This window comes from Longispora sp. NPDC051575 (genome assembly GCF_040681875.1).
In the GTDB taxonomy this organism is placed as follows: domain Bacteria; phylum Actinomycetota; class Actinomycetes; order Mycobacteriales; family Micromonosporaceae; genus Longispora.
The window spans coordinates 118681-140259 of the sequence record NZ_JBFAZP010000008.1 but is presented as its reverse complement, the minus strand read 5'-3'; the positions used below and the strand labels follow the sequence as shown (position 1 = coordinate 140259).

Here is a 21579-nt window from a genome sequence, read left to right as displayed (position 1 = left end):
GGAGCACCGGGCCTCAAATCGGCCCCGTGTGGGCCCCCTCACCTGGAACAACAGGCGGGGCGGCGCGCACCGAGGCCCAGCCTACGCCCCGCAGACCTCGACGTAGACATCGGCCGCCGCGTCGAACTTGGGGTCGGCGAGGGCGTCCTCCTTGCCGGTGGCGAACTGGTCGCCCGCCGTCCGGTACGAACCGGCCATGTCGGTCAGGGCCTTCTTCAGTTTGGCGTCCGTGGCGACCTTGGCCTGGGCCTCCACCTTCGTGGCGGTGTCCTGGAACAGCTTCTTCAGCTTCTCCCCGGCCGCCTTCTTGCCCGCCTCGTCGCCCTTGACGCCCGCCTCGACCATCTGGGTCAGCGGCGTCTTCATGTCCGCCATCGCGCCCTGCACGGCCGTCTTGGTGGCCGCGCACGCCGCCTTCGTGTTGTCCGACGCGCCCTCGGCCCCGCCCCCGGTGCTCCCGGGGCTCGCGGTGCCGCCCGGGGCCGCTCCGGACGCGCTGGCGCCGGGCGTCGCCCCCGGACTCGCCACCGGGTCGGGCTTCTTCGCCGAACCGCAGCCGGCGCTGAGGGCGACCGCCACGGCCAGGACCGCGGTGACACGGAAGAGACGCATGATTCGTGCTCCATCGTTCGGGGGTGTGACGCCGACCATACCCACCCGGACCGGCCGACCCGGCGGGGCCGGAGCCTTCGTTACCGCACCATAGTCCGGTTCAGGCGGAAGAGCACCTTTCCGGGTACGACTCCGCGCCGCACCGGGCACAGCGACGCGGCCGTCCGGGGAACCCCGGCGCGCACGCCCCGGGCACCGCGACGCGACCACCCCCAGCCACCTCGGTGGCAGCACCCGGACACCGCGACGCGACCGCACCGGGCACCGTGATGCGCGCGCCCCGGCACCACGGCGCGCACGCCCCGACTGCGCGGCCCCCCGTACCCAAAAAAGTGGTGGCCCTGACGTTTTCGCCAGGGCCACCGTCACGCGTCGTTACTTGCCGCGCCGCCGGGAGGAGCTGCGCCGCCGGCGGCGACCGCCCTCGGCACCCTCGGCACCCTCGGCACCCTCGTCGGACTCGACCGCCGCGTCCGGGTCGTCGTCGCTGGCCCGCACCGTGATCGTCGGGGTGGAACCGGCGGCCGAGACCGCACCGACCAGCACCGGCTCGGGCGCGTCGGCGGACTCGGCCGTGTCGTCGGCGGCCGGCTCGGCCTCGGACGACTCGCCCTTGCCCCGCCGGCGACGGCTCTTCTTGCCCTCGCGCGGCTCGTCGCCCCCGGAGGCGGGAGCGGACGCCGCCGGAGCGTTGTTGCCGCCCCGGCCCGCGTGGCCGCCGCCGCCCTGCGCGCCGTCCATGATCGGCTCGGTGTGGATGATCAGGCCCCGGCCCTTGCAGCAGTCACACTGCTCGCTGAACGCCTCGAGCAGGCCCTGACCCATGCGCTTGCGGGTCATCTGGACCAGGCCCAGCGAGGTGATCTCGGTGACCTGGTGCTTGGTCCGGTCCCGGCCCAGGCACTCGGTCAGACGGCGCAGCACGAGCTCGCGGTTCGACTCCAGCACCATGTCGATGAAGTCGATCACGATGATGCCGCCGATGTCGCGCAGCCGCAGCTGGCGGACGATCTCCTCCGCCGCCTCCAGGTTGTTCTTCGTGACGGTCTCCTCGAGGTTCCCGCCGTGCCCGATGAACTTGCCGGTGTTGACGTCCACGACCGTCATCGCCTCGGTGCGGTCGATGACCAGCGAGCCACCCGACGGCAGGAAGACCTTGCGGTCCAGCGCCTTCATGATCTGCTCGTCGATCCGCAGCGCCTGGAAGACGTCCACGGTCCCGGTGTGCCGGCGGAGCCGGTCGACCAGGTCCGGGGACACGTGGGCCAGGTACGGCTCCACCTGCTCCCAGGCGTCCTCGCCCTCGATGACCAGCTCGCGGAAGTCCTCGTTGAACAGGTCACGGACGACCCGGATCACCAGGTCGGGCTCCTCGTACAGGGCCACGGGGGCGCTGCCCGACTTCGCCTTCTTCTCGATCGTCTCCCACTGCGCCTGCAGCCGGGTCACGTCGCGCTCCAGCTCCTCGGAGCTCGCGCCCTCGGCGGCGGTGCGCACGATGACGCCGGCCTCCTCGGGCACCAGGTGCTTGAGGATGTCGCGGAGCCGCTTGCGCTCGATGTCGGAGAGCTTGCGGCTGATGCCACTGGCGTTGCCGTGCGGCACGTACACCAGGTGCCGGCCCGAGAGCGCGATGTGGCTGGTCAAGCGGGCGCCCTTGTGCCCGACCGGGTCCTTGGTGACCTGGACGAGCACCGAGTCGCCCGGCTTGAGGGCCTGCTCGATGGAACGGCCACGGCCCGACAGGCCGGCGCCCTCCCAGTTGACCTCGCCCGCGTACAGCACGGCGTTGCGGCCCCGGCCGATGTCGACGAACGCGGCCTCCATGCTCGGGAGCACGTTCTGCACCCGGCCGAGGTAGACGTTGCCGACCATCGTCGACTGCGAGGCGCGGGCCACGTAGTGCTCGACCAGGATGCCGTCCTCCAGCACCGCGGTCTGGGTCCGGTCGCCGAGCTGGCGGACGACCATCACGCGGTCGACGGCCTCGCGGCGGGCCAGGAACTCGGCCTCGGTGAGGATCGGCGGACGGGTCCGGCGCTGCTCGCGGCCGTCCCGGCGGCGCTGGCGCTTGGCCTCCAGGCGGGTGGAGCCGGAGACGCCCTGCACCTCGTCCACGGCGCTGCGCGGCTCGCGGATCTTGACGACGACGTTCGGGTCGTCGCTGGTCTCGGCGTCGCCGGAGCCCCGGCGGCGGCGGGACCGGCGGCGGCGACGGAGCGAACCGTCGGCGGCGACCTCGGTGTCGGAGGTCTCCTCGTCCTCCTCGGCCTCCTCCGGCTCCGACTCGGACTCGGCGGTCGGCTCGTCCTCGGACTCGTCGTAGTCGTCGGCGCCGCCCTTGCCCCGGCCCCGGCCACGGCGGCCACGGCGGCGGCGGTTGCGCCGGCTCTCGGGCGAGTCGTGGTCCTCGTCGTCCTCGTCGGTCTCCTCCGCCTCGGCGGCCTCGGTGACCTCGTCGGCGGGGGCCTCGTCCTCGACGGCGGCGGCACCGCGACGGGTACGGCGGCGCCGGCCGGTGGGGGCCTCGTCCTCGTCCTCGTCGTCGGACCGCGCGTCGCGGGTCACCGGCTCCGGCACCGCGAACGGCGCGGCGGCGGGAACCTCGAACGGGGAGAACGACGCGGGCGCGGCCACGGGGGCCGGCGTGACGACGGGCTCCGGCGGCATGAACAGCACGGTCGCGGCGGCGGCGGCACCACGGCGACGGCGACCGGTCGGCTTCTCCGGCTCCGGCTCCGGCTCGACGACCGCCTCGACGACGTCCTCGAGTACCTCGTCGTCCTCGTCGTCCAGGTCCAGCTCGACGGGCTCGACCACGGGCTCGACGACGACCGGCTTGGCGGCGCGGCTGGTCCGGGTCCGGGTGCGGCGGGCGGGTTCCTCCGCGACGGGCTCGGCGGAGACGGACTCCTCGGCGGCGGGCTCGCGGGTCACCGGGGTCGGCGCGCCGGCCGGGCGGGTCGCCCGACGGGTCCGGCGCTCGGTCACCTCGGCGGCCGGGGCCGGAGCGGGCGTCTCGGCGGCGGGCGCGGCCGGAACCTCGGCGACGGTGTCCCGCTTCACCGGGGTCGGCGCCCCGGCCGGACGGGTGGCCCGGCGGGTCGGACGCTCGACCGCGTCGGCGGTGACGACGACCGGGGCCTCGCTGGCGACCGGGGTCGGCACGGCGACGGGCACCGGGGCGGCGGCGACCGGCTCGGGGTCCCGGAAGACCGGGGCGGGCGCGCCGGCCGGGCGGGTGGCCCGACGACGCTCACGGACCTGGGTCGACTCGTACCGGGCGGGCTCGGGCAGGAAGGTCTCGACGTGCTCGTCGACCTCCACCGGACGCGCGACGGCGACCGGGGCGGACACCGGTGCTTCGGCGACCGGAGCGGGCACGATCGGGGCGGCCTCGGCCGTGACCTGCACGGACGCGTCCGACGTGGTCGGGTCGGGCACGGAAGCGGCAGCGGCCGGAACCGCCTTCTTCCGGGTACGCCGGGCTGGCTTGGCCACCTCGGCAGGTTGGTCGTCGGTCACCTCGACCGTCGCCTCGGGAGCGGCGGCCTTCACCGCCTTCTTGCGCGGCGCACGGGTGCGACGGGTGGTGGACTCTGTATCTGCGGCGGTCTCGGTGGTGGGCTGAACGCCCGCCTCGGTACCGCCCGTCGGCTCGTTGTCGAGCATCCGGGTGTTCTCCAGTTCTGCCGTACCCCGGGCGCGAGAACGCTGCCACTCAGGGTCGGACGCTGTTCGCGGCGGCTCGAGGGGCGAGTCGCCGAAGTCTGGCCAACCGGGTCGATTGACCCGGCCCGTCACGATTGACGGCCGGCGCTACGCGGAGACGGTCTCCACGCCGCGCTCTCCGCCGATGGTCGTGCGATCCGCCTCGAGCGGATCAACAATGTCGCCCTGCCCGGTGAGCGCGCCCTGTGCCAACCGGAACGCGCGGGGCGGTTCCGATGGCTCCAGGCCGGCTAGCACGCGCAGGCCACTCAACACATCGTCGGGTCGTACGGACGGTGTCACATGTCGTACGACGAGTTCGATTATCACACACGGTGCCGGATCAACCTCGCTGACCTGCGAGATGATCATCGAAACGACCGGCTCCCGGGCGTCCAGCTTGCGCATTCCCTGCTTCATCAGGCGTTCGACCTCGATGGTCTCCGCGGCGAGGAAAGACGCCACCGCGGCCTCCGCATCGACGCGGGTCACTCCGGGTAGTTCGATCCGCCAGAGAGAGGCGTCGATCCGGTCGGCGAGGGTGGTACCGGCAGTCGCCACGACCCCGTCGAGCACGTCGATCCCGGGGGACAGCACGGAGTCCAGCGCCCGGACGAGTTCCGCCGGGTCGACCTCGCGCTGGAGCCCGAGCTCCACGTACTCCGCCTCGCTGGCCACCCCGGTCGGGGCGGCGGACGCGTAGGAGATCTTGGGGTGCGGGCTGAAGCCCTGGGAGAACGCCATGGGCACCTCGGCCCGGCGGAGCGCCCGTTCGAAGGCGCGGGCGAAGTCGCGGTGCGAGATGAAGCGCAGCGGGCCGCGCTTGGCGTACCGGAGCCGGACCCGCTGGACGATGGGGGCCTGCGGGTTGTCCGGTTGACGACGCTTGCTAATGGTATGCCCCTTATCCAACAACTTGCTTGACGATGAGCGGCAGCATCTTCTTACCGGTCGGGCCGATCTGGATCTGGGTGTCCATCGTCGGGCAGACGCCGCAGTCGAAGCACGGGGTCCACCGGCAGTCCTCGACCTCGACCTCGTTGACCGCGTCCTGCCAGTCCTGCCAGAGCCATTCCTTGTCGAGCCCGGAGTCCAGGTGGTCCCACGGCAGCACCTCGGCCTCGCCGCGCTCCCGGGTCGTGTACCACTCCACGTCCAGCCCGAATCCGGGGAGCACCTCGGCCGCCGAGTCCATCCACAGCCGGTAGGAGAAGTACTCCGACCAGCCGTCGAACCGGCCACCCTGCTCCCACACCTTACGGATCACGGCCCCGACCCGCCGGTCGCCGCGCGAGAGCAGGCCCTCGACCATCGACGGCTCCCCGTCGTGGTACCGGACGCCGACGGCCCGGCCGATGGACTTGTCCGCGACGACGGCGGCCTTGAGCGCCTTGAGCCGGCGGTTCACCGTCTCGACGTCGGCCTGCGGCGCCCACTGGAACGGGGTGTGCGGCTTCGGGACGAACGCGCCGATCGACACGGTGCACTTCAGGTCCCGGGTACCCGTCGCCTCGCGGCCCGCCTGGATCACGTTCTTGGCGAGCCGGGCGATCTGCATGACGTCCTCGTCGGTCTCCGTGGGGAGCCCGCACATGAAGTACAGCTTGACGTTGCGCCAGCCGCCCTTGTACGCGGTGACCACGGTCCGGATCAGGTCCTCTTCCGTGACCATCTTGTTGATCAGCTTCCGGATCCGCTCCGAGCCGCCCTCCGGCGCGAACGTCAGACCGGAGCGCTTGCCGCCCCGGGTCAGCTCGTCGGCCAGCTCGACGTTGAAGGCGTCCACCCGGGTCGAGGGCAGTGAGAGGCCGACGTTCTGCCCCTCGTACCGGTCGGCCAGGCCCCGGGCCACCTCGGCGATCTCGGAGTGGTCGGCCGACGACAGGGACAGCAGCCCGACCTCGGAGAAGCCGGACTCCTTGAGCCCGTTGTCGACCATCTCGCCGATCGTGGTGATGCTCCGCTCGCGCACCGGGCGGGTGATCATGCCCGCCTGGCAGAACCGGCAGCCCCGGGTACAGCCCCGGAAGATCTCCACCGCGTAGCGCTCGTGGACCGTCTCGGCCAGGGGCACGAGCGGCTTCTTCGGGTACGGCCAGGCGTCGAGGTCCATCGTCGTGCGCTTGTGCACCCGGAACGGGACGTCCGCGCGGTTCGGCACGACCCGCTGGATCCGGCCGTCGGGCAGGTAGTCGACGTCGTAGAACTTGGGCACGTAGACGCTCTCGGTGCGCGCGAGACGCAGCAGCAGCTCGTCGCGGCCCCCCGGGCAGCCCTCCAGCTTCCAGGCCCGGACGATCTCCGTGATCTCCAGCACGGCCTCCTCGCCGTCGCCGAGCACGGCGGCGTCGATGAAGTCGGCGATCGGCTCCGGGTTGAACGCGGCGTGCCCGCCGGCGACCAGCACCGGGTGGGTCTCGTCCCGGTCGCGGGCCTCGAGCGGGATCCCGGCCAGGTCGAGCGCCGTCAGCAGGTTCGTGTAGCCGAGCTCGGTGGAGAAGGACACCCCGAACAGGTCGAACGCGCCGAGCGGACGGTGCGCGTCGACGGTGAACTGCGGCACCTTGTGCTCGCGCATCAGCTTCTCGAGGTCCGGCCAGACCGAGTAGGTGCGCTCGGCGAGCACGTCGGGGAGCTCGTTGAGCACCTCGTAGAGGATCTGGACGCCCTGGTTGGGCTGGCCGACCTCGTACGCGTCCGGGTACATCAGCGCCCACCGGACGACGGTGTCCTCCCAGTTCTTCACCACCGCGTTCAGCTCGCCGCCCACGTACTGGATCGGCTTCTGGACCTTCGGCAACAGGGCCTCGAGCCGGGGGAAGACGGACTCGACGCTCACGTTGTCACGCTCCGTGATGCCTCGCTCATTCATCGCACCCTCTACTCGCTGGCCGTGCCCGATCGTGCTCATAACGATCCAGTGTATGGGGCGCCGCCCGACGCGACTTGCGGCGGTTCGGCAGAATAGGCCGACGGGTCGATGCGGGGTCACAGACCATCCGGCACAATCGGCCCCGCACGGCACGATCGGACCCGGAAGGACCCAGCGTGACCACACCCCAGTACGGCCCTGGCGGGTGGCAGCCGCCACAGGATGGCGCGCCCCAGCCGGGCTACGACCCCAACTACGGTCAGCCACCTGTGCAGTACGAGCAGCCATACTCCGCGCCGGGGTATGACCCGAACTATGCCCAGCAGCCCGGTTACGACCAGTACGCGCAGCCGGGCTACGACCAGCCCCAGACCGGCGGGTACGAGCAGCAGCAGCCGGGCTACGACCCCAACTACGGGTACGCCCCGCAGATGTCGGGCCCGCCGATGTCCGGCCCCCCGGTGACCGGCGGCCCCGCCTACTCGGCGTACGGCGCGCCCATCCCGCCGCCGGCCAAGAAGTCGAGCAGCAAGACCGGCTGGATCATCGGCGGCGTCGTGATCGGCATCGTGGTGCTGATGATGTGCGGCATCGGGCTGTACGTGATCGGCAGCAAGACCGACTCGGGCGGCACCGGCGGGCTCACGGGCTCGAGCGGCGGCGGCAAGTACAAGGCCGTGGCGAACCTGTGCGACAAGATCTCGACCACGGACGCCCAGGGCGTGCTCGGCACCCCGGACGGCTCGCCGACGTTCCGCACGAACGACTACCAGTCGATCGGGTACACGTCGCTGTCGTGCTCGTTGATGTTCAAGAGCGGCACGAACAGCTCCAGCCTCAGCGTCGACGTCAAGGTCACCAAGGAGACGTCGAAGGCGAAGAGCAGCTACGAGACGTCGAAGAAGTACGACGACGGGCAGACCGAGAGCGGCCGGGTGCAGAGCGCCCTCACCGACCTCGGCGAGCAGGGCTACCAGGTCGTCACGAAGAAGGACTACTCGTCCTTCAAGAGCGTCACCTACGAGGTGAACGTGCAGGACAGCAACCTCGTCATCGAGATGCGGATGCACGGCACCTTCAACTCCCTGGACGAGCCGCTGCTCACCTCGAAGCTGAAGGAACTGGTCAAGGCCACCATGGCCTCGCTGAAGGCCTGACGAACCGCGACAGCCGAAGAGGGCCCACCCCGGACGGGGTGGGCCCTCTCGCGTCGTGTGCCCGGAGCCGGGCCGGGCGGCCCGGGGCGGGGCACGGGCTGCCAGGGCGGGGCCGGGCGGCCCGGGTAGGCCCCGGTAGGCCCCCTGGTAGGCCCGGGACCAGGCTCAGGCGGCCGTCGGCGGCTGCGCGGCCGAGGCCCGGGGCGCGTACCGGTCCACGTACTCCTGGCCGGTCAGGCGGCGGATCTCGTCCATCACCTCGTCCGTGACCGCGCGGACCACGTGCTTGTCGCGCTCCATGCCCTCGTACCGGCCGAAATAGAGGGGTTTGCCGATCTTGATGATCACCTCGGCGCGCGGGTCGGGCATGGCGCGCCCGATCGGCTGGGCCAGGTCGGTGCCGATCAGCCCGATCGGGATCACCGGCACCTTGGCCTCCAGCGCGAGCCGGGCGACCCCGGTCCGGCCCTTGTACAGCCGGCCGTCGGGCGAACGGGTGCCCTCCGGGAAGATGCCGTGCAGCCCGCCGTTCTGCAGGATCGGCAGGGTGCGCTTGAGCGCGTCGACCCCGGCCCGCCCGCCGGAGCGGTCCACCGCGATCTGGCCGAGGCCCCGGACCATCGCCCCGCGCGCCCAGCCCTTGAGGCCGGGCTGGAGGAAGTACTCGGCCTTCGCCATGAACGCGATCGGCCGGTTCACCACGAGCGGCAGATAGAGGTGGTCGGACACCGAGAGGTGGTTGCAGGCGAGGATCGCCGGCCCGGAGCGCGGGATGTTCTCCAGCCCCTCTGCCTGCGGGCGCAGCACCCCCCGCAGCGGTGCCCCGACGACCCACTTGGCAACCCTGTACAGCGCCGTCACACAAACCTCCCAGGTCACCCACGTGCCCGCACCACTTTAGGGAGCGGGTGTTTCCGGGCTGCGTCGGGGGCGTTGCGCCCCCGACGCGACCCTGTCACGCGCGGGTGACCGCCACCCGGACCTGCTCCTCGCCGACCTCGCCGAGGAAGCCGTCCGGGGCCGGCCCGAAGGACACGCCCAGGGCCAGGGTCTCCGAGGCGACGAAGTCCCGGTGGGTGGACACGGCGGCCTGCACCGTCGGGGAGCCGTCCAGGACGACGGTGATCCGGTCGGACACCTCCAGGTCGGCCTCGCGGCGGGCCTGCTGCACGGCGCGGATCACGTCGCGGGCGACGCCCTCGGCGGCCAGCTCCGGGGTCACCGCCACGTCGAGCAGGGCCACGCCGCCGCCGACCGGTGCCGAGTGCTCGGCGTCGGCGGCGACCAGCTTCAGCTCGTACTCGCCGGGCTGGAGTACCACGTCGCCGGCCGTGACGGTGTCGCCGGAGACCGACCACTCCCCCGCCTTGACGGCCTTGATCACCCGCTGGACGTCCTTGCCCAGCCGGGGGCCGAGCGCCTTGGGGACCACGTTGAGCACCTGCTCGCAGTACCCGCCGAGGTCGGTGGTGAAGACGACCTCCTTGACGTTGACCTCGTCGGCGATCAGGTCCGCGAACGGCCGCAGCGCCTCCGCGCCCGGGGTGGCGACGGTCAGCCGGGCCAGGGGCAGCCGGACCCGCAGGCCGGTGGACTTGCGCACCGACAGCGCCGCCGAGCACACGTCCCGGACCGCGTCCATCGCCGCGACCAGTTCGTGGTCGGCCGGGTAGTCGGCGGCCACCGGGTAGTCGGCCAGGTGCACCGACCGGCCGCCGGTGAGGCCCTTCCAGACCTCCTCGGCGACGTACGGGGCGAGCGGGGCCATCAACCGGGTCAGGGTCTCCAGCACCGTGTACAGCGTGTCGAACGCCGCCTGGTCCCCCGCCCAGAACCGGCTGCGCGACCGGCGCACGTACCAGTTGGTCAGCGCGTCGAGAAACGTGCGCACCGAGCCGCACGCGCCGGAGATGTCGTTGACGTCGAGCTGCGCGCCCGTGTCGGCGACGAGCTCCCGGGTCTTGGCCAGCACGTACCGGTCGAGGAGGTTGTCGGAGTCCGTCCTCGGCACCGCCTCCACGCCCGACGCGTTGGCGTAGAGCGAGAAGAAGTACCAGACGCTCCACAGGGGAAGCAGCACGTGGCGCACCGAGTCCCGGATCCCGGACTCGGTGACGGCCATGTCGCCGCCGCGCAGCACCGGGGAGGACATCAGGAACCAGCGCATGGCGTCGGAGCCGTACGCGTCGAACATCTTGTAGACGTCCGGGTAGTTCTTCAGGCTCTTGGACATCTTGCGGCCGTCCTCGCCCAGCAGCGTGCCGTGCACCACGGCCGTGTTGAACGCGTGCTTGTCGAACAGCGCCGTGGCCAGCACGTGCATCGTGTAGAACCAGCCGCGGGTCTGCGCGGTGTACTCCACGATGAAGTCGCCCGGGTAGTGCGACTCGAACCAGTCGCGGTTCTCGAACGGGTAGTGCACCTGCGCGAACGGCATCGAGCCCGACTCGAACCAGCAGTCCAGCACGTCCGGGACCCGGCGCATGGTGGAGCGCCCGGTCGGGTCGTCCGGGTTCGGCCGGGTCAGCTCGTCGATGAACGGCCGGTGCAGGTCGGTCACCGTCGTGCCGAAGTCCCGGTTCAGGTCGGCGAGCGAACCGTAGACGTCGATCCGCGGGTACTCCGGGTCGTCGCTCTTCCACACCGGGATCGGCGAGCCCCAGAACCGGGTCCGGTTGATGTTCCAGTCCCGGGCGCCCTCCAGCCACTTGCCGAACTGGCCGTCCCGGATGTGCCCGGGCACCCAGTCGATCTCCTGGTTCAGGGCGAGCATCCGCTCCTTGACCTTGGTGACCGCCACGAACCAGCTGGCCACGCCCTTGTAGACCAGCGGGGAGTCGCACCGCCAGCAGTGCGGGTAGGAGTGCACGTAGCCCTCGTGCCGCAGCACCACGCCGCGCGCCTTGAGCTCGGCGATGATCGGCTTGTTGGCCTCGAAGACCTGCAACCCCTGATAGTCGGGTACGAGCGCGGTGAACTTCGCGTGGTCGTCGACGGTCATCACGGTCGGGATGCCCGCGGCCGTACACACCGCCTGGTCGTCCTCGCCGAACGCCGGGGCCTGGTGCACGACGCCCGTGCCGTCCTCGGCGGACACGTAGTCGGCCGCGAGCACCTGGAACGCGTTGCGCCCGCCCTGCTCCACCAGGTACGGGAACATCGGCTCGTAGCGCAGCCCGGCCAGGTCGGAGCCCTTGACCACGGTCACCGGCTCGGCCTCGGCCAGCTCCTTGGCGTACGCGCCGAGCCGGTCCTTGCCGAGGACATAACGCTCGCCCTCGTGGGCCACGACCACGTAGTCCAGCTCCGGGCCGACGGCCAGCGCCAGGTTCGACGGCAGGGTCCACGGGGTGGTCGTCCACACCAGCATCTTCGCGCCGTCGAGGCTGTGCCCCGGGGCGGTCAGCGTGAACGCCACGGTCAGGGCCGGGTCGGTCCGGTCCCGGTACGTGTCGTCCATCTTCGTCTCGGTGTTCGACAGCGGGGTCTCGCACCGCCAGCAGTACGCCAGCACCCGGTAGCCCTCGTAGACCAGGCCCTTGTCGTGCAGCGTCTTGAACGCCCACATGACGCTTTCCATGTAGTTCAGGTCGAGCGTCTTGTAGTCGTTGGCGAAGTCCACCCAGCGGGCCTGCCGGTTGACGTAGCGCTCCCACTCGCCGGTGTACTTGAGCACCGACGCCTTGGTGGCCTCGTTGAACTTGTCGATGCCGAGCGCGAGGATCTCGGCCTTCGTGGTGATCCCGAGCTGCTTCTCGGCCTCCACCTCGGCGGGCAGGCCGTGGCAGTCCCAGCCGAACCGGCGCTCGACCCGCTTGCCCTTCATCGTCTGGTAGCGCGGGACGACGTCCTTGACGTAGCCGGTCAGCAGGTGGCCGTAGTGCGGCAGGCCGTTGGCGAAGGGCGGGCCGTCGTAGAAGACGAACTCGTCGTTCGCCGGCCGGGCGTCGATGCTCGCCTGGAAGGTCTTGTCGGCCCCCCAGAAGTCGAGGACGCGCTCCTCGACCTGCGGCAGGGCAGGGCTGGCGGGGACTGACGATCCGTCTTTCGGATACGACATCTCGGTTCAAACCTCTCGCATGGGCCTCAATAGCTCCGATGCGAGGACGCGGTCACCCGCGCGGTACCACCCCGCTTGGCGGCCCCGGAGGGTCGCCCGCTCGTTCTTCGGCTGTGACGGGCCGGACCCGTCCGGTTCTACTGGGGCCCGGGGGCCTGTTCTTCCGGAGGCTCGCCGGTGATGGCCGGGTCGACGCCTGTAGCCCCATGGTACCGGTACCGCCAAACCCGTTACCGGTACCGCCAGCTCGTCAGGGCCAGCCCGTGCCCGTCGGGGTCCTTGAACGACACCGACCACAGCTCCAGCAGCGCCGTCGAGGCCACCGCGCGCGGCCGTTGCAGGAACCGGACCCCCTTGGCGCGCAGCTCCTGGTAGACCGTGTCGACGTCGTCGACCTCCAGGTTCACGTGCGCGAGGCGCGGGCCCTCCGGCCGGGCGTCGTCGAGCTGGCGGAGCAACAGCTTCGCGTCCCCGGCCGCCAGGATCGCCGCGCCGCCGCCCGAGTCCAGCTCCGTGAAGCCCAGGGTGTCGCGGTAGAACTCCAGGGAACGCGGCAGGTCGGACACCATCAGGCTGACGCCGACGCCCTGGATCGAGGCGGGGACCACATCATCGGGGTACTCGTCCTCCGGCGCCTCCTCCTCCTCCGCCTCCGCCTCGTAGCTGGCCCGGCCGCCGGTGAGCAGCGCCGGGTCGATCAGGCGGCTGGCCCGGCCGGGCTCGGACTCCTCCTCCAGGGCCGCGCCCCACCGCGCGTGGTCCAGCGGCTTCGGCTGGCGGCGCGGCAGCGGGACCCTGCGGAACTCCGGCAGCGTGAACATGTCCTTCGCGTCCTCGTCCGACTCCGGCAGCGACACGTCGTCGGGGCCCGGCAGCGGCACGTCGCCCAGTTCGGGCATGGAACCGGCGGGGCCGGGCGGCGGGACGGGCAGGGTCGGCGGCGGGGTGACGAAGTCGGCCAGCTCGAACTCGGGCAGGTCCAACGGGGTGAACTCGGGCAGCACGAACGGCGGCAACGACGACGCGGGCCGCTCGGGCTCCTTCACCGGCTCGGGCTGCGGCTCCTTCACCGGCACGAGTTCCGGCTTCCACGCCGACGTCGGGCCGGACACGCCCTGCGCCGTCGGCGTCGAGGGCACGGTCTCGGCGGCCGGTGCGGTGTCGACCGGGCTGAACAACTCGTCCAGGTACGAGCCCAGCTCGTCGTCCGCCTGCCGGGTCGTGCCGTTGCGCGCGGTCTCGGCCCGGGTGGTCAGCAGGGTCGCGAACTCCGCGTCCCCGGTCGCGCCGGAACTGCGGACCCGGTCCCACCGGATCGTCACCTGGCGGGGATCGGCCCGCAGCACCGACACCGGGAGCTTCTGCCCGACGACCGGCCACTTGGCGACCGGTACCCCGGGGTCGCGGATGGTCTGCGCGGTCGCGGGCAGCCCCGGGGCCTCCACGACCAGCTGTAGCTCGCACCGGGCGCTCGACACCCCGGGCGGCGCCGGGCTGGCCGCGATGACCCGGGCGGTGCCCTCGACGACCCGGCCCTTGCGGTTCGGGGCCACGAAGTTGACCAGGTGGAACGCCACCGCGCCGACCGCCACGGCCGTACCGATCCAGAAGACCAGGACGCTACCGGTACCAATGCTAAAAATGATGATGAAAAGGGCAGCCAGGGGCAGAACCAATCCGAACAGACTCCGCGCATGGGAGGAGTGCGAGGAACCATCCGACACTGGGGCCTCCAGGGGGGTTTGGGCGACAGGCTGGCCCTTCTTGCCAGGCTAGGGGTGATGGCACGTTTTCGGAAGGTGATGAACGTACGAAGGTCGGATAGCTGATCGATCGGGGCCGCTGTCCACCCTGTGATCACAGACGGTTACCCTGCACTCGACGTCGAACCACTCAAGGAGGAGCTCGTGTCCGAGCGCACGCTCGTACTCATCAAGCCCGACGCCGTCCAGCGTGGCCTCGTCGGCGAGGTCCTGGGCCGCTTCGAGCGCAAGGGGCTCGCCGTCGAGGCCATGGTCCTGCGCACCATGGACGCTGCCCTGGCCGACGCGCACTACGCCGAGCACGTGGCCCGCGACTTCTACCCGCCGCTGAAGAACTTCATGACCAGCGGCCCGCTCGTGGCCCTGATCCTCTCCGGCGACCAGGCGATCAGCGTGGTCCGCGCCCTGACCGGCGCCACCGACGGCCGGGTGGCCGCGCCCGGCACGATCCGCGGCGACCTGTCACTGTCCAACCGCGAGAACCTGGTACACGCCTCCGACTCGGAAGACAGCGCCAAGCGCGAAATCGCCCTCTGGTTCCCTGAGGTGTGAGGACCCGCTGAGGACGACGCTGGACTGCGCGAATGGCTCAGACGCAGGGCGCTGCCCTAGCGTCTGAGCCATTCGCTTGCCAGCCCCGCCCTCAGCGGGCCACCGGCGTTAGATCAAGGGCCTAGCCCAGTACGCTTTTGCGGACGTTCAGGACGTAGAGCCAGAGGCCCAGGAAGATCACGCCGATCGCGGCGATCCCCCACTGGAACACGCCGCAGCCGATCACGAGGATCTGCAACGCGGTGCCGACGTGCCATGCCCACCTGTGTTTGAGCAGTCCACACAGGAGGAAGCAGGCGACGGACAGCCCGACCATGGCCCAGATCCCGAGCCCGGGCAGCGCGCCACCCATGATCCGGATCGGCTGGATCGCGAGCAACAACACGATGCCCTCGATCACCAGGGTGCCGGCCCCCACCCCCCGCACAGCGGCACCGGGATTCCGCAACCCCGAAGGCTTACCGTCTCCGTCGGCCACGTACTGGTCGGCGGGGTCGGGTTCTGAGGGAGTAAAAGGCTCTTCTCCCTCAGAACCCGACCCCGACGACCCACCCCGATCGGCGGTCACTTCTTCCTCACCAACAGCTTGCGAGCATCCGCCACCGTCATCACCGACCCGGTGACCAGCAACCCGATCGCCCCCAACGACACACCCTCGTCGGACTCCGCCTCGGCGATCGCCACCTCGATGGCATCCGCCAGATTCGGCGCGACGCTGACCCGCTGATCCCCGAAGTACTCCTCCGCCAGGGTCGCCAGCCGCTCGGCCGGCATCGCCCGCTCCGAACTGTTCACCGTGCACACGATCGCGTCACACACCGGTTCGAGGTGCTCCAGCATCCCGGCGACATCCTTGTCGGCCAGCACCGCGAACACCGCGACGAGCCGGCCGAAGTCGAACTCCTCGCGGATCGCCCGGGCGGTCGCCGCCATGCCGGCCGGGTTGTGCGCGGCGTCGAGCAGGATCGTCGGCGCGGTCCGGACCTTCTCCAGCCGCCCCGGCGAGGTCGCCTGGGCGAACCCCTCGCGGACCACCTCCGGGTCGAGCGCGCCCTTGTCCCGGCCCGCGCCGAGGAACGCCTCGACGGTGGCGAGCGCGACGGCCGCGTTCTGGGCCTGGTGCGCGCCGTGCAGGGGCAGGTAGACCTCGTCGTACACGCCGCCGAGGCCCTGGAGCTGGAGGAGCTGGCCGCCGACCGCGAGGCCGCGCTGGAGCACGCCGAACTCGACGCCCTCCCGGGCCACGGTCGCGCCGACCTCCGCGCAGTGCTCCAGGATGGCCTCCATGGCCTCCTCGGGCTGCTCCGCGCAGATCAGGGTCGCGCCGTCCTGGACGATGGCGACCTTCTCGTACGCGATGTCGGACACCGTGTCGCCCAGCCACTCGGTGTGGTCCAGGCTGATCGGGGTGATCACGCAGACCCCGGCGTCGAGCACGTTGGTGGAGTCCGACGCGCCGCCCAGCCCGACCTCGACGACCGCCACGTCCACCGGCGCGTCCGCGAACGCCGCCAGCGCCAGGGCCGTGGTCATGTCGAAGTACGTCATCGACTCGTCGTGCCGGGAGTCGATGAGCTTCGCGAGGGGCGCGACCTGGTCGTACACCTCGACGAACTGTTCTTCCGTCACCGGCTCGCCGTCGATGCAGATCCGCTCGGTCACGCTCTCCAGGTGCGGGCTCGTGTACCGCCCGGTGCGCAGCCCGTGCGCCCGGAGCAGCGACTCCACCATCCGCGCCGTGGACGTCTTGCCGTTCGTGCCGGTGAGGTGCACCGCCCGGTACGCCTTCTCCGGGTTGCCCAGCGTGTCCAGCAGTTCGCGCAGCTTCATCCGGTCGAAGACCATCCGGGTGAAGCCCCGGGCCAGCAGCTCGTTGTCGACGTCGACGAACCGCTCGTGCCGGGCCCGGCCGCCCAGCGCGTTGATGTCGTTGAGCGCCATGCCGGCCTTGAGAAGGTCCCGGCGGGCCTGGTCGTCGGACTCTGTCATGCCAGCTTCCCCAGTGCCGCCGCGATCCGGACCAGCTCCGCCTCAGCGGCGGCCAACCGTGCCTTGATCTTGTCCACGACCTGGTCGGGCGCCTTGCCCAGGAACTCCGCGTTGCCCAGTTTGCCCCGGCACTGCGCGACCTCCTTCTCGGCGACCGCCTGGTCCTTGGCGAGCCTGGCCCGCTCGGCGGCCACGTCGATCGTGCCCCGGGTGTCGATCTCGACCGTGATCCCGCCGGCCAGGCTCAGCGTCGCGGAGGCCTCGAAGCCCTCGGCGGCGTCCTCCAGCCGGGCCAGGTTGCGGATCAGCGGCTCGTGGGACAGGAACGCCGCCGACCGGGCGGTGTCCTCGGCGGCGACCAGGCGCCCGCCGACCTTCTGGCTGGGCTTGAGCCCCTGGTCCGCGCGGAACCGGCGGATCTCCGTCACGACCTCCTGCAACGTGGCGACGCTCGCCTCGGCGGTCGGGTTGATCAGCTCCGGCCGGGCGGTGGGCCACGCGGCGGTCACGATGGTCTCGGCCCCGGTCAGGGTCGTCCACAGCTCCTCGGTCACGAACGGCACGACCGGGTGCAGCAGCCGGTGCAGGGTGTCGAGCACCTCGCCCAGGACCCGCTGGGTCTTCTCGGCCTCCGGTCCGCCCGCGAACAGCACGGGCTTGGCCAGCTCCAGGTACCAGTCGCAGACGTCGTCCCACGCGAAGTGGAAGAGGGCGTCGCAGACCTTCGCGAACTCGTACGCCTCGAAGTAGCGGTCGACCTCGGCGGTCACCTCCGCCAGCCGGGACAGGATCCACGAGTCCACGGCCGAGCGGTCCCGGGGCAGCGGGCCGGTGACGGTGGCCCCGTTGGCCAGGGCGAACCGGGTCGCGTTCCACAGCTTGTTGCAGAAGTTCCGCGACGCGGCGGCCCACTCCTCGCTGACCGCCACGTCGGTGCCCGGGTTCGCGCCGCGCGCCAGGGTGAACCGGGTCGCGTCGGCGCCGTACCGGTCGATCCAGTCCAGCGGGTCGACCACGTTGCCGAAGGACTTCGACATCTTCTTGCCGAACTGGTCGCGGACCATGCCGTGCAGCGCGACCGTCTTGAAGGGAGCGACGCCGTCCATCGCGTACAGGCCGAACATCATCATGCGGGCGACCCAGAAGAACAGGATGTCGTACCCGGTGACCAGGACGCTCGTCGGATAGAACTTCTCCAGGTCCGGGGTCTTCTCCGGCCAGCCCAGGGTCGAGAACGGCCACAGCGCGCTGGAGAACCAGGTGTCCAGCACGTCGGCGTCCTGGGTGTAGCCCTCCGGGGCGGTCTCGTCGGGGCCGACGCACACCACCTCGCCGTCGGGGCCGTAGAACACCGGGATCCGGTGGCCCCACCACAGCTGGCGGGAGATGCACCAGTCGTGCATGTTGTCGACCCAGGCGAAGTAGCGCTTCTCCAGCTCGACCGGCTCGATCTTCACCCGGCCGTCGCGCACCGCGTCCCCGGCCGCCTTCGCCAGCGGGGTGGTGTTGACGAACCACTGCAGCGACAGGCGCGGCTCCACGGTCGTCTTGCACCGCGAACAGTGCCCGACCGAGTGGTTGTACGGCCGGATCTCCCGGACGATCCGGCCCTCGGCGCGCAGGGCGGCGACCACGGCGGGCCGCGCCTCGTACCGGTCGAGGCCCTGGAACGGGCCGTGTGTCGTGATCACGGCGCGCTCGTCCATCACCGTGATCGACGGCAGGTCGTGCCGCTGGCCGATCTCGAAGTCGTTCGGGTCGTGCGCCGGGGTGACCTTCACGCAGCCGGTACCGAACTCGGGGTCCACGTGCTCGTCGGCCACGATCGGGATCCGCCGGCCGGTCAGGGGCAGCTCGACCTCGGTGTCGACCAGGTGGGCGTAGCGCTCGTCGTTCGGGTTGACCGCCACGGCCGTGTCGCCGAGCATCGTCTCGGCCCGGGTGGTGGCGACCACGATCTCGTCGCTGTAGCGGATGTAGACCAGCTCGCCGTCGGAGTCGGAGTGCTCCACCTCGATGTCGGAGAGGGCCGTCAGGCAGCGCGGACACCAGTTGATGATCCGGTTCGCCCGGTAGATCAGGCCGTCGTCGAACAGCCGCTTGAAGATCGTCTGGACGGCGCGGGACAGCCCGGCGTCCATGGTGAAACGCTCCCGGGACCAGTCCACGGAGTCGCCGAGCCGGCGCATCTGGCCCAGGATCGAGCCGCCCGACTCTTTCTTCCACTCCCAGACTTTCTCCAGGAAGGCGTCGCGGCCCAGGTCGTGCCTGCTCACGCCGTCGGTGGCGAGGCGGCGCTCGACCACGTTCTGGGTGGCGATGCCCGCGTGGTCCATGCCCGGCAGCCAGAGGGCCTCGTAGCCCTGCATCCGGCGGCGGCGGATCAGCGCGTCCTGGATGGTGTGATCCAGGGCATGGCCGACGTGCAGGACCCCCGTCACGTTCGGCGGCGGGATGACAATGGTGTACGCGGGCTTGTCGCTGTCCGCGTCCGCCCGGAAGTAGCCGTTTTGTACCCACTGCTCGTAGCGCCGGGCTTCGACTTCGGCGGGCGGGTACTGAGCAGGCAGTTCCTGGGCATTCGTAGTCACCCCAGGGAGTCTACGGAAGTGCTAGAGTCCCGCGTTTCTGACACCACCCCACGGGAGAACACACCATGAGCTACCCGCCGCAGAACTACCCGCCGCCGTCCGACGTGCCGCCGCCGGGCGCGCCGCAGTACGCCCAGCCGGTGTTCGCGGCCCCCCAGCACCAGCCGCTCGGGTTCACGCCGCCGCAGGCGCCGAAGAAGAGCCCGACCGCGAAGATCGTTCTGGGGGTACTCGCCCTGGTGCTCCTCCTCTGCCTCGGCGGCGCGGCCCTGTTCGCATTCCCGATCGCCCAGCAGCAGGGCGCGACCATCGCGCTGCCCACCACCATCGGCAAACTCACCCTGGACGAGGGCCCCGACGGCAAGAAGGTCGTCGACTCCATGGGCGCCGCCGGGGGCAAGCTCGCCGGCCACCGGACCAAGGGCGCGCTGTACAAGGACGGCGACAAGCCGGTGATCTTCTTCGGCGCGACCGGGCTGAACATCAACCTCAAGAGCCAGCTCGACGACGCGTTCCGCACCATGAACGCCACCGGCCAGGTCGACCTGGACCCGGGCAAGCTCGGCGGGTACGTCCGGTGCGGCACCATGTCGACGGCCGGACTCAGCATGCCGGTGTGTCTGTGGATCGACCACGGGAGCATCGGGATGGCGATGTTCGCGGGTGGGGAGCTGGGGTCGTCCGGGACGTTGTTCCGGGAGATGCACGAGGCGATGCTGAGCCGGTGAGCCGGTGAGCCGCTGATGCACTGACGGGCCGATGGGCCGATGAGCCGAGGCTTCCCGGGCAGGCGGGACTGCCGTGGGCCGCCCCGGAACTGGGCCTGGAGCTGGAGCTGGAGCTGGAGGCCAGGCTGGTCGCCGCAGGGTGCCCCGGACTGCCCCGCCAGGTTTGGCTCGGCGCTTCGGGGCGACCCGGGCAGCCACGCTCGGCTGTGGGCGACGGACCTGGGCGGATCGGCCCGCGCCGGCCAGTCCAGCCCTACCGGGTCCGGTTGCCTCGGATCGACCCCACTCGTCGACCGGACCTGGCGGGCTCAGCTCGGTCGACTCGGGTTGTTGTGGAATGGGTTGCCTCCGGGACACGCAGACCGCACGGCTCGCACGGTATTAGGCGGAAATGGTCGGCCCGGCCCTCGGCTACCCGGGGCCACGACGCTCCGGCTGCACCAGATACCTCAGCCTGGGCGAGCAGGTTCGGACCGGATTGGTCGGCTGGCTGTCGAGGGGCGCGGCGAGGGGCCGGGGCAGGTGGTTCCCGGGAGGGTCAGGAGGCGCGGGACTGGCCGGCGCCGGTCGGGGGCCGGTGGCGCCGCCGGATCCGGGGGCAGGGCACCTCGCCCCGGGTCGGGCCGCCGGGCGCCGGGTCGGTGACCTCCGTAACCCTCCGATGAAATTGATCTTGGATTTGGGGGTCGGCGCGGCACCCGTGGGGAATGCCGGGAGTTGCTAGGCTGCCGCGATGGCGTTCCTGGAGGCCTACGACGAGCAGCCCGAGGAGGAGCGCAAGCCGCTCCCCCTGCGCAGGATCCTGCTCATCGCCGGCGGAGTGTTCGGAGTCATCGTCCTGATCAGTGCCGTGATCTGGGGCCCGACGATCTGGCAGGTCGTCCGCCAGGGCGACCCCGAGCTGACGATCCCGGACAAGGCCGCCGGCCTCACCCTCGACACGTCGGAACGCGGCAAGCGCACCGCCGAGGGCATGCGGGAGGCGCTGTCCGTGCCGGTCGGCTTCGACAAGACCGTCGGCGGGGTGTACCAGGACCCGGCGGCGCCGACCAGGTCCGTCATCGTCGTCGCCGGCAGCGCGACCCTGTTCGACCCGGAGGAGACCCTCGACGACCTGTTCGCGGTCATCACAGACAAGGCCGGCGGGGTGAACGCGACCCGCGCCGTGTCGGCCGGGCCGCTCGGGGGCGAGGCCCGGTGCGGGGAGACGGCGATCGACGCGGACAAGGTGCCGGTGTGCGGGTGGGCCGACCACGGCAGCGCCGGGTTGATGCTGTTCCCGGGGCACACGCCCGAGGCCGCTGCGGGGTTGTTCGTGACGTTGCGCGGGGCCGTCCAGAAGCGCTGAGGTTCCACCCGGGGCGGGGTCGGTGCGCGGGCGCGGCACCGGAGCCGGGTCGAGGTGGCACCCGCCGGCATCCCGAGGTCGACGGCTGGCGCACGGGTTCGTTTCGTCACGGTGCCGGAATGACGGCAAGGTCCCGGAAAGTGTTCCCCCCGGCTCGACGGGCGGCCGTTGACCATGGGACGCACGGGTCCGGAGC

The 21579-nt window shown here is 71.2% G+C and carries 14 protein-coding genes; 4 read left to right on the top strand and 10 right to left on the bottom strand.

Annotated elements, in window-relative coordinates:
- Positions 1-81 precede the first annotated feature (81 nt).
- From AB0M43_RS24770 to AB0M43_RS24755, 4 genes are all read right to left on the bottom strand, one after another.
- Complete coding sequence (locus tag AB0M43_RS24770) at positions 82-612, bottom strand: hypothetical protein (RefSeq protein WP_363728146.1); 531 nt, start codon at positions 610-612, stop codon at positions 82-84.
- Positions 613-987: 375 nt separating this feature from the next.
- Positions 988-4284, bottom strand: coding sequence for an Rne/Rng family ribonuclease (locus AB0M43_RS24765; RefSeq protein ID WP_363728145.1), 3297 nt, complete (start codon positions 4282-4284; stop codon positions 988-990).
- A gap of 147 nt (positions 4285-4431) precedes the next feature.
- Entirely contained in the window at positions 4432-5178 is a 747-nt protein-coding gene (locus AB0M43_RS24760) for a TIGR03936 family radical SAM-associated protein (RefSeq protein WP_363728556.1), read from the bottom strand.
- A gap of 49 nt (positions 5179-5227) precedes the next feature.
- The gene (locus tag AB0M43_RS24755) at positions 5228-7195 is read right to left on the bottom strand and encodes a TIGR03960 family B12-binding radical SAM protein (RefSeq protein WP_363728555.1); all 1968 of its coding nucleotides are present in this window, start codon (positions 7193-7195) and stop codon (positions 5228-5230) included.
- Positions 7196-7371: 176 nt separating this feature from the next.
- Here AB0M43_RS24755 and AB0M43_RS24750 point away from each other — a divergent pair, with 176 nt between their 5' ends.
- Positions 7372-8352, top strand: a complete 981-nt coding sequence (locus AB0M43_RS24750) for a hypothetical protein (RefSeq protein WP_363728144.1) — start codon at positions 7372-7374, stop codon at positions 8350-8352.
- A 165-nt stretch (positions 8353-8517) separates the two neighbouring features.
- On the opposite strand, the gene AB0M43_RS24745 is transcribed toward AB0M43_RS24750, so the two are convergent.
- From AB0M43_RS24745 to AB0M43_RS24735, 3 genes are all read right to left on the bottom strand, one after another.
- Complete coding sequence (locus tag AB0M43_RS24745; protein ID WP_363728143.1) at positions 8518-9213, bottom strand: lysophospholipid acyltransferase family protein; 696 nt, start codon at positions 9211-9213, stop codon at positions 8518-8520.
- A 94-nt stretch (positions 9214-9307) separates the two neighbouring features.
- The gene (gene ileS, locus AB0M43_RS24740; RefSeq protein WP_363728142.1) at positions 9308-12412 is read right to left on the bottom strand and encodes an isoleucine--tRNA ligase; all 3105 of its coding nucleotides are present in this window, start codon (positions 12410-12412) and stop codon (positions 9308-9310) included.
- Between the two features lie 230 nt (positions 12413-12642).
- A complete protein-coding gene (locus AB0M43_RS24735) occupies positions 12643-14088 on the bottom strand; it encodes a VOC family protein (protein WP_363728141.1) in 1446 nt (481 codons plus the stop codon).
- A gap of 231 nt (positions 14089-14319) precedes the next feature.
- On the opposite strand from AB0M43_RS24735, the gene ndk reads away from it, so the two are divergent.
- Entirely contained in the window at positions 14320-14727 is a 408-nt protein-coding gene (gene ndk, locus AB0M43_RS24730; protein WP_363728140.1) for a nucleoside-diphosphate kinase, read from the top strand.
- A gap of 121 nt (positions 14728-14848) precedes the next feature.
- Here ndk and AB0M43_RS24725 read toward each other — a convergent pair whose 3' ends face one another.
- The 3 genes from AB0M43_RS24725 to AB0M43_RS24715 all read right to left on the bottom strand — a co-directional run bounded on the left by AB0M43_RS24725 (position 14849) and on the right by AB0M43_RS24715 (position 19307).
- Positions 14849-15154, bottom strand: a complete 306-nt coding sequence (locus AB0M43_RS24725; RefSeq protein WP_363728139.1) for a DUF4233 domain-containing protein — start codon at positions 15152-15154, stop codon at positions 14849-14851.
- Positions 15155-15291: 137 nt separating this feature from the next.
- Positions 15292-16668, bottom strand: coding sequence for a folylpolyglutamate synthase/dihydrofolate synthase family protein (locus AB0M43_RS24720; protein ID WP_363728554.1), 1377 nt, complete (start codon positions 16666-16668; stop codon positions 15292-15294).
- Positions 16669-16712: 44 nt separating this feature from the next.
- Positions 16713-19307, bottom strand: a complete 2595-nt coding sequence (locus AB0M43_RS24715) for a valine--tRNA ligase (RefSeq protein WP_363728138.1) — start codon at positions 19305-19307, stop codon at positions 16713-16715.
- Between the two features lie 65 nt (positions 19308-19372).
- Here AB0M43_RS24715 and AB0M43_RS24710 point away from each other — a divergent pair, with 65 nt between their 5' ends.
- Both AB0M43_RS24710 and AB0M43_RS24705 read left to right on the top strand, forming a co-directional pair.
- Positions 19373-20035, top strand: a complete 663-nt coding sequence (locus AB0M43_RS24710; protein WP_363728137.1) for a hypothetical protein — start codon at positions 19373-19375, stop codon at positions 20033-20035.
- Positions 20036-20768: 733 nt separating this feature from the next.
- Entirely contained in the window at positions 20769-21383 is a 615-nt protein-coding gene (locus tag AB0M43_RS24705) for a hypothetical protein (protein WP_363728136.1), read from the top strand.
- Positions 21384-21579 lie beyond the last annotated feature (196 nt).

Coding starts and splice junctions, on each gene's coding strand:
- AB0M43_RS24765 (WP_363728145.1), bottom strand. CDS start 4,284: ATGCTCGACAACGAGCCGACGGGCGGTACCGAGGCGGGCGTTCAGCCC.
- AB0M43_RS24705 (WP_363728136.1), top strand. CDS start 20,769: ATGGCGTTCCTGGAGGCCTACGACGAGCAGCCCGAGGAGGAGCGCAAG.
- ileS (WP_363728142.1), bottom strand. CDS start 12,412: ATGTCGTATCCGAAAGACGGATCGTCAGTCCCCGCCAGCCCTGCCCTG.
- AB0M43_RS24755 (WP_363728555.1), bottom strand. CDS start 7,195: ATGAATGAGCGAGGCATCACGGAGCGTGACAACGTGAGCGTCGAGTCC.
- AB0M43_RS24710 (WP_363728137.1), top strand. CDS start 19,373: ATGAGCTACCCGCCGCAGAACTACCCGCCGCCGTCCGACGTGCCGCCG.
- AB0M43_RS24770 (WP_363728146.1), bottom strand. CDS start 612: ATGCGTCTCTTCCGTGTCACCGCGGTCCTGGCCGTGGCGGTCGCCCTC.
- AB0M43_RS24720 (WP_363728554.1), bottom strand. CDS start 16,668: ATGGCGCTCAACGACATCAACGCGCTGGGCGGCCGGGCCCGGCACGAG.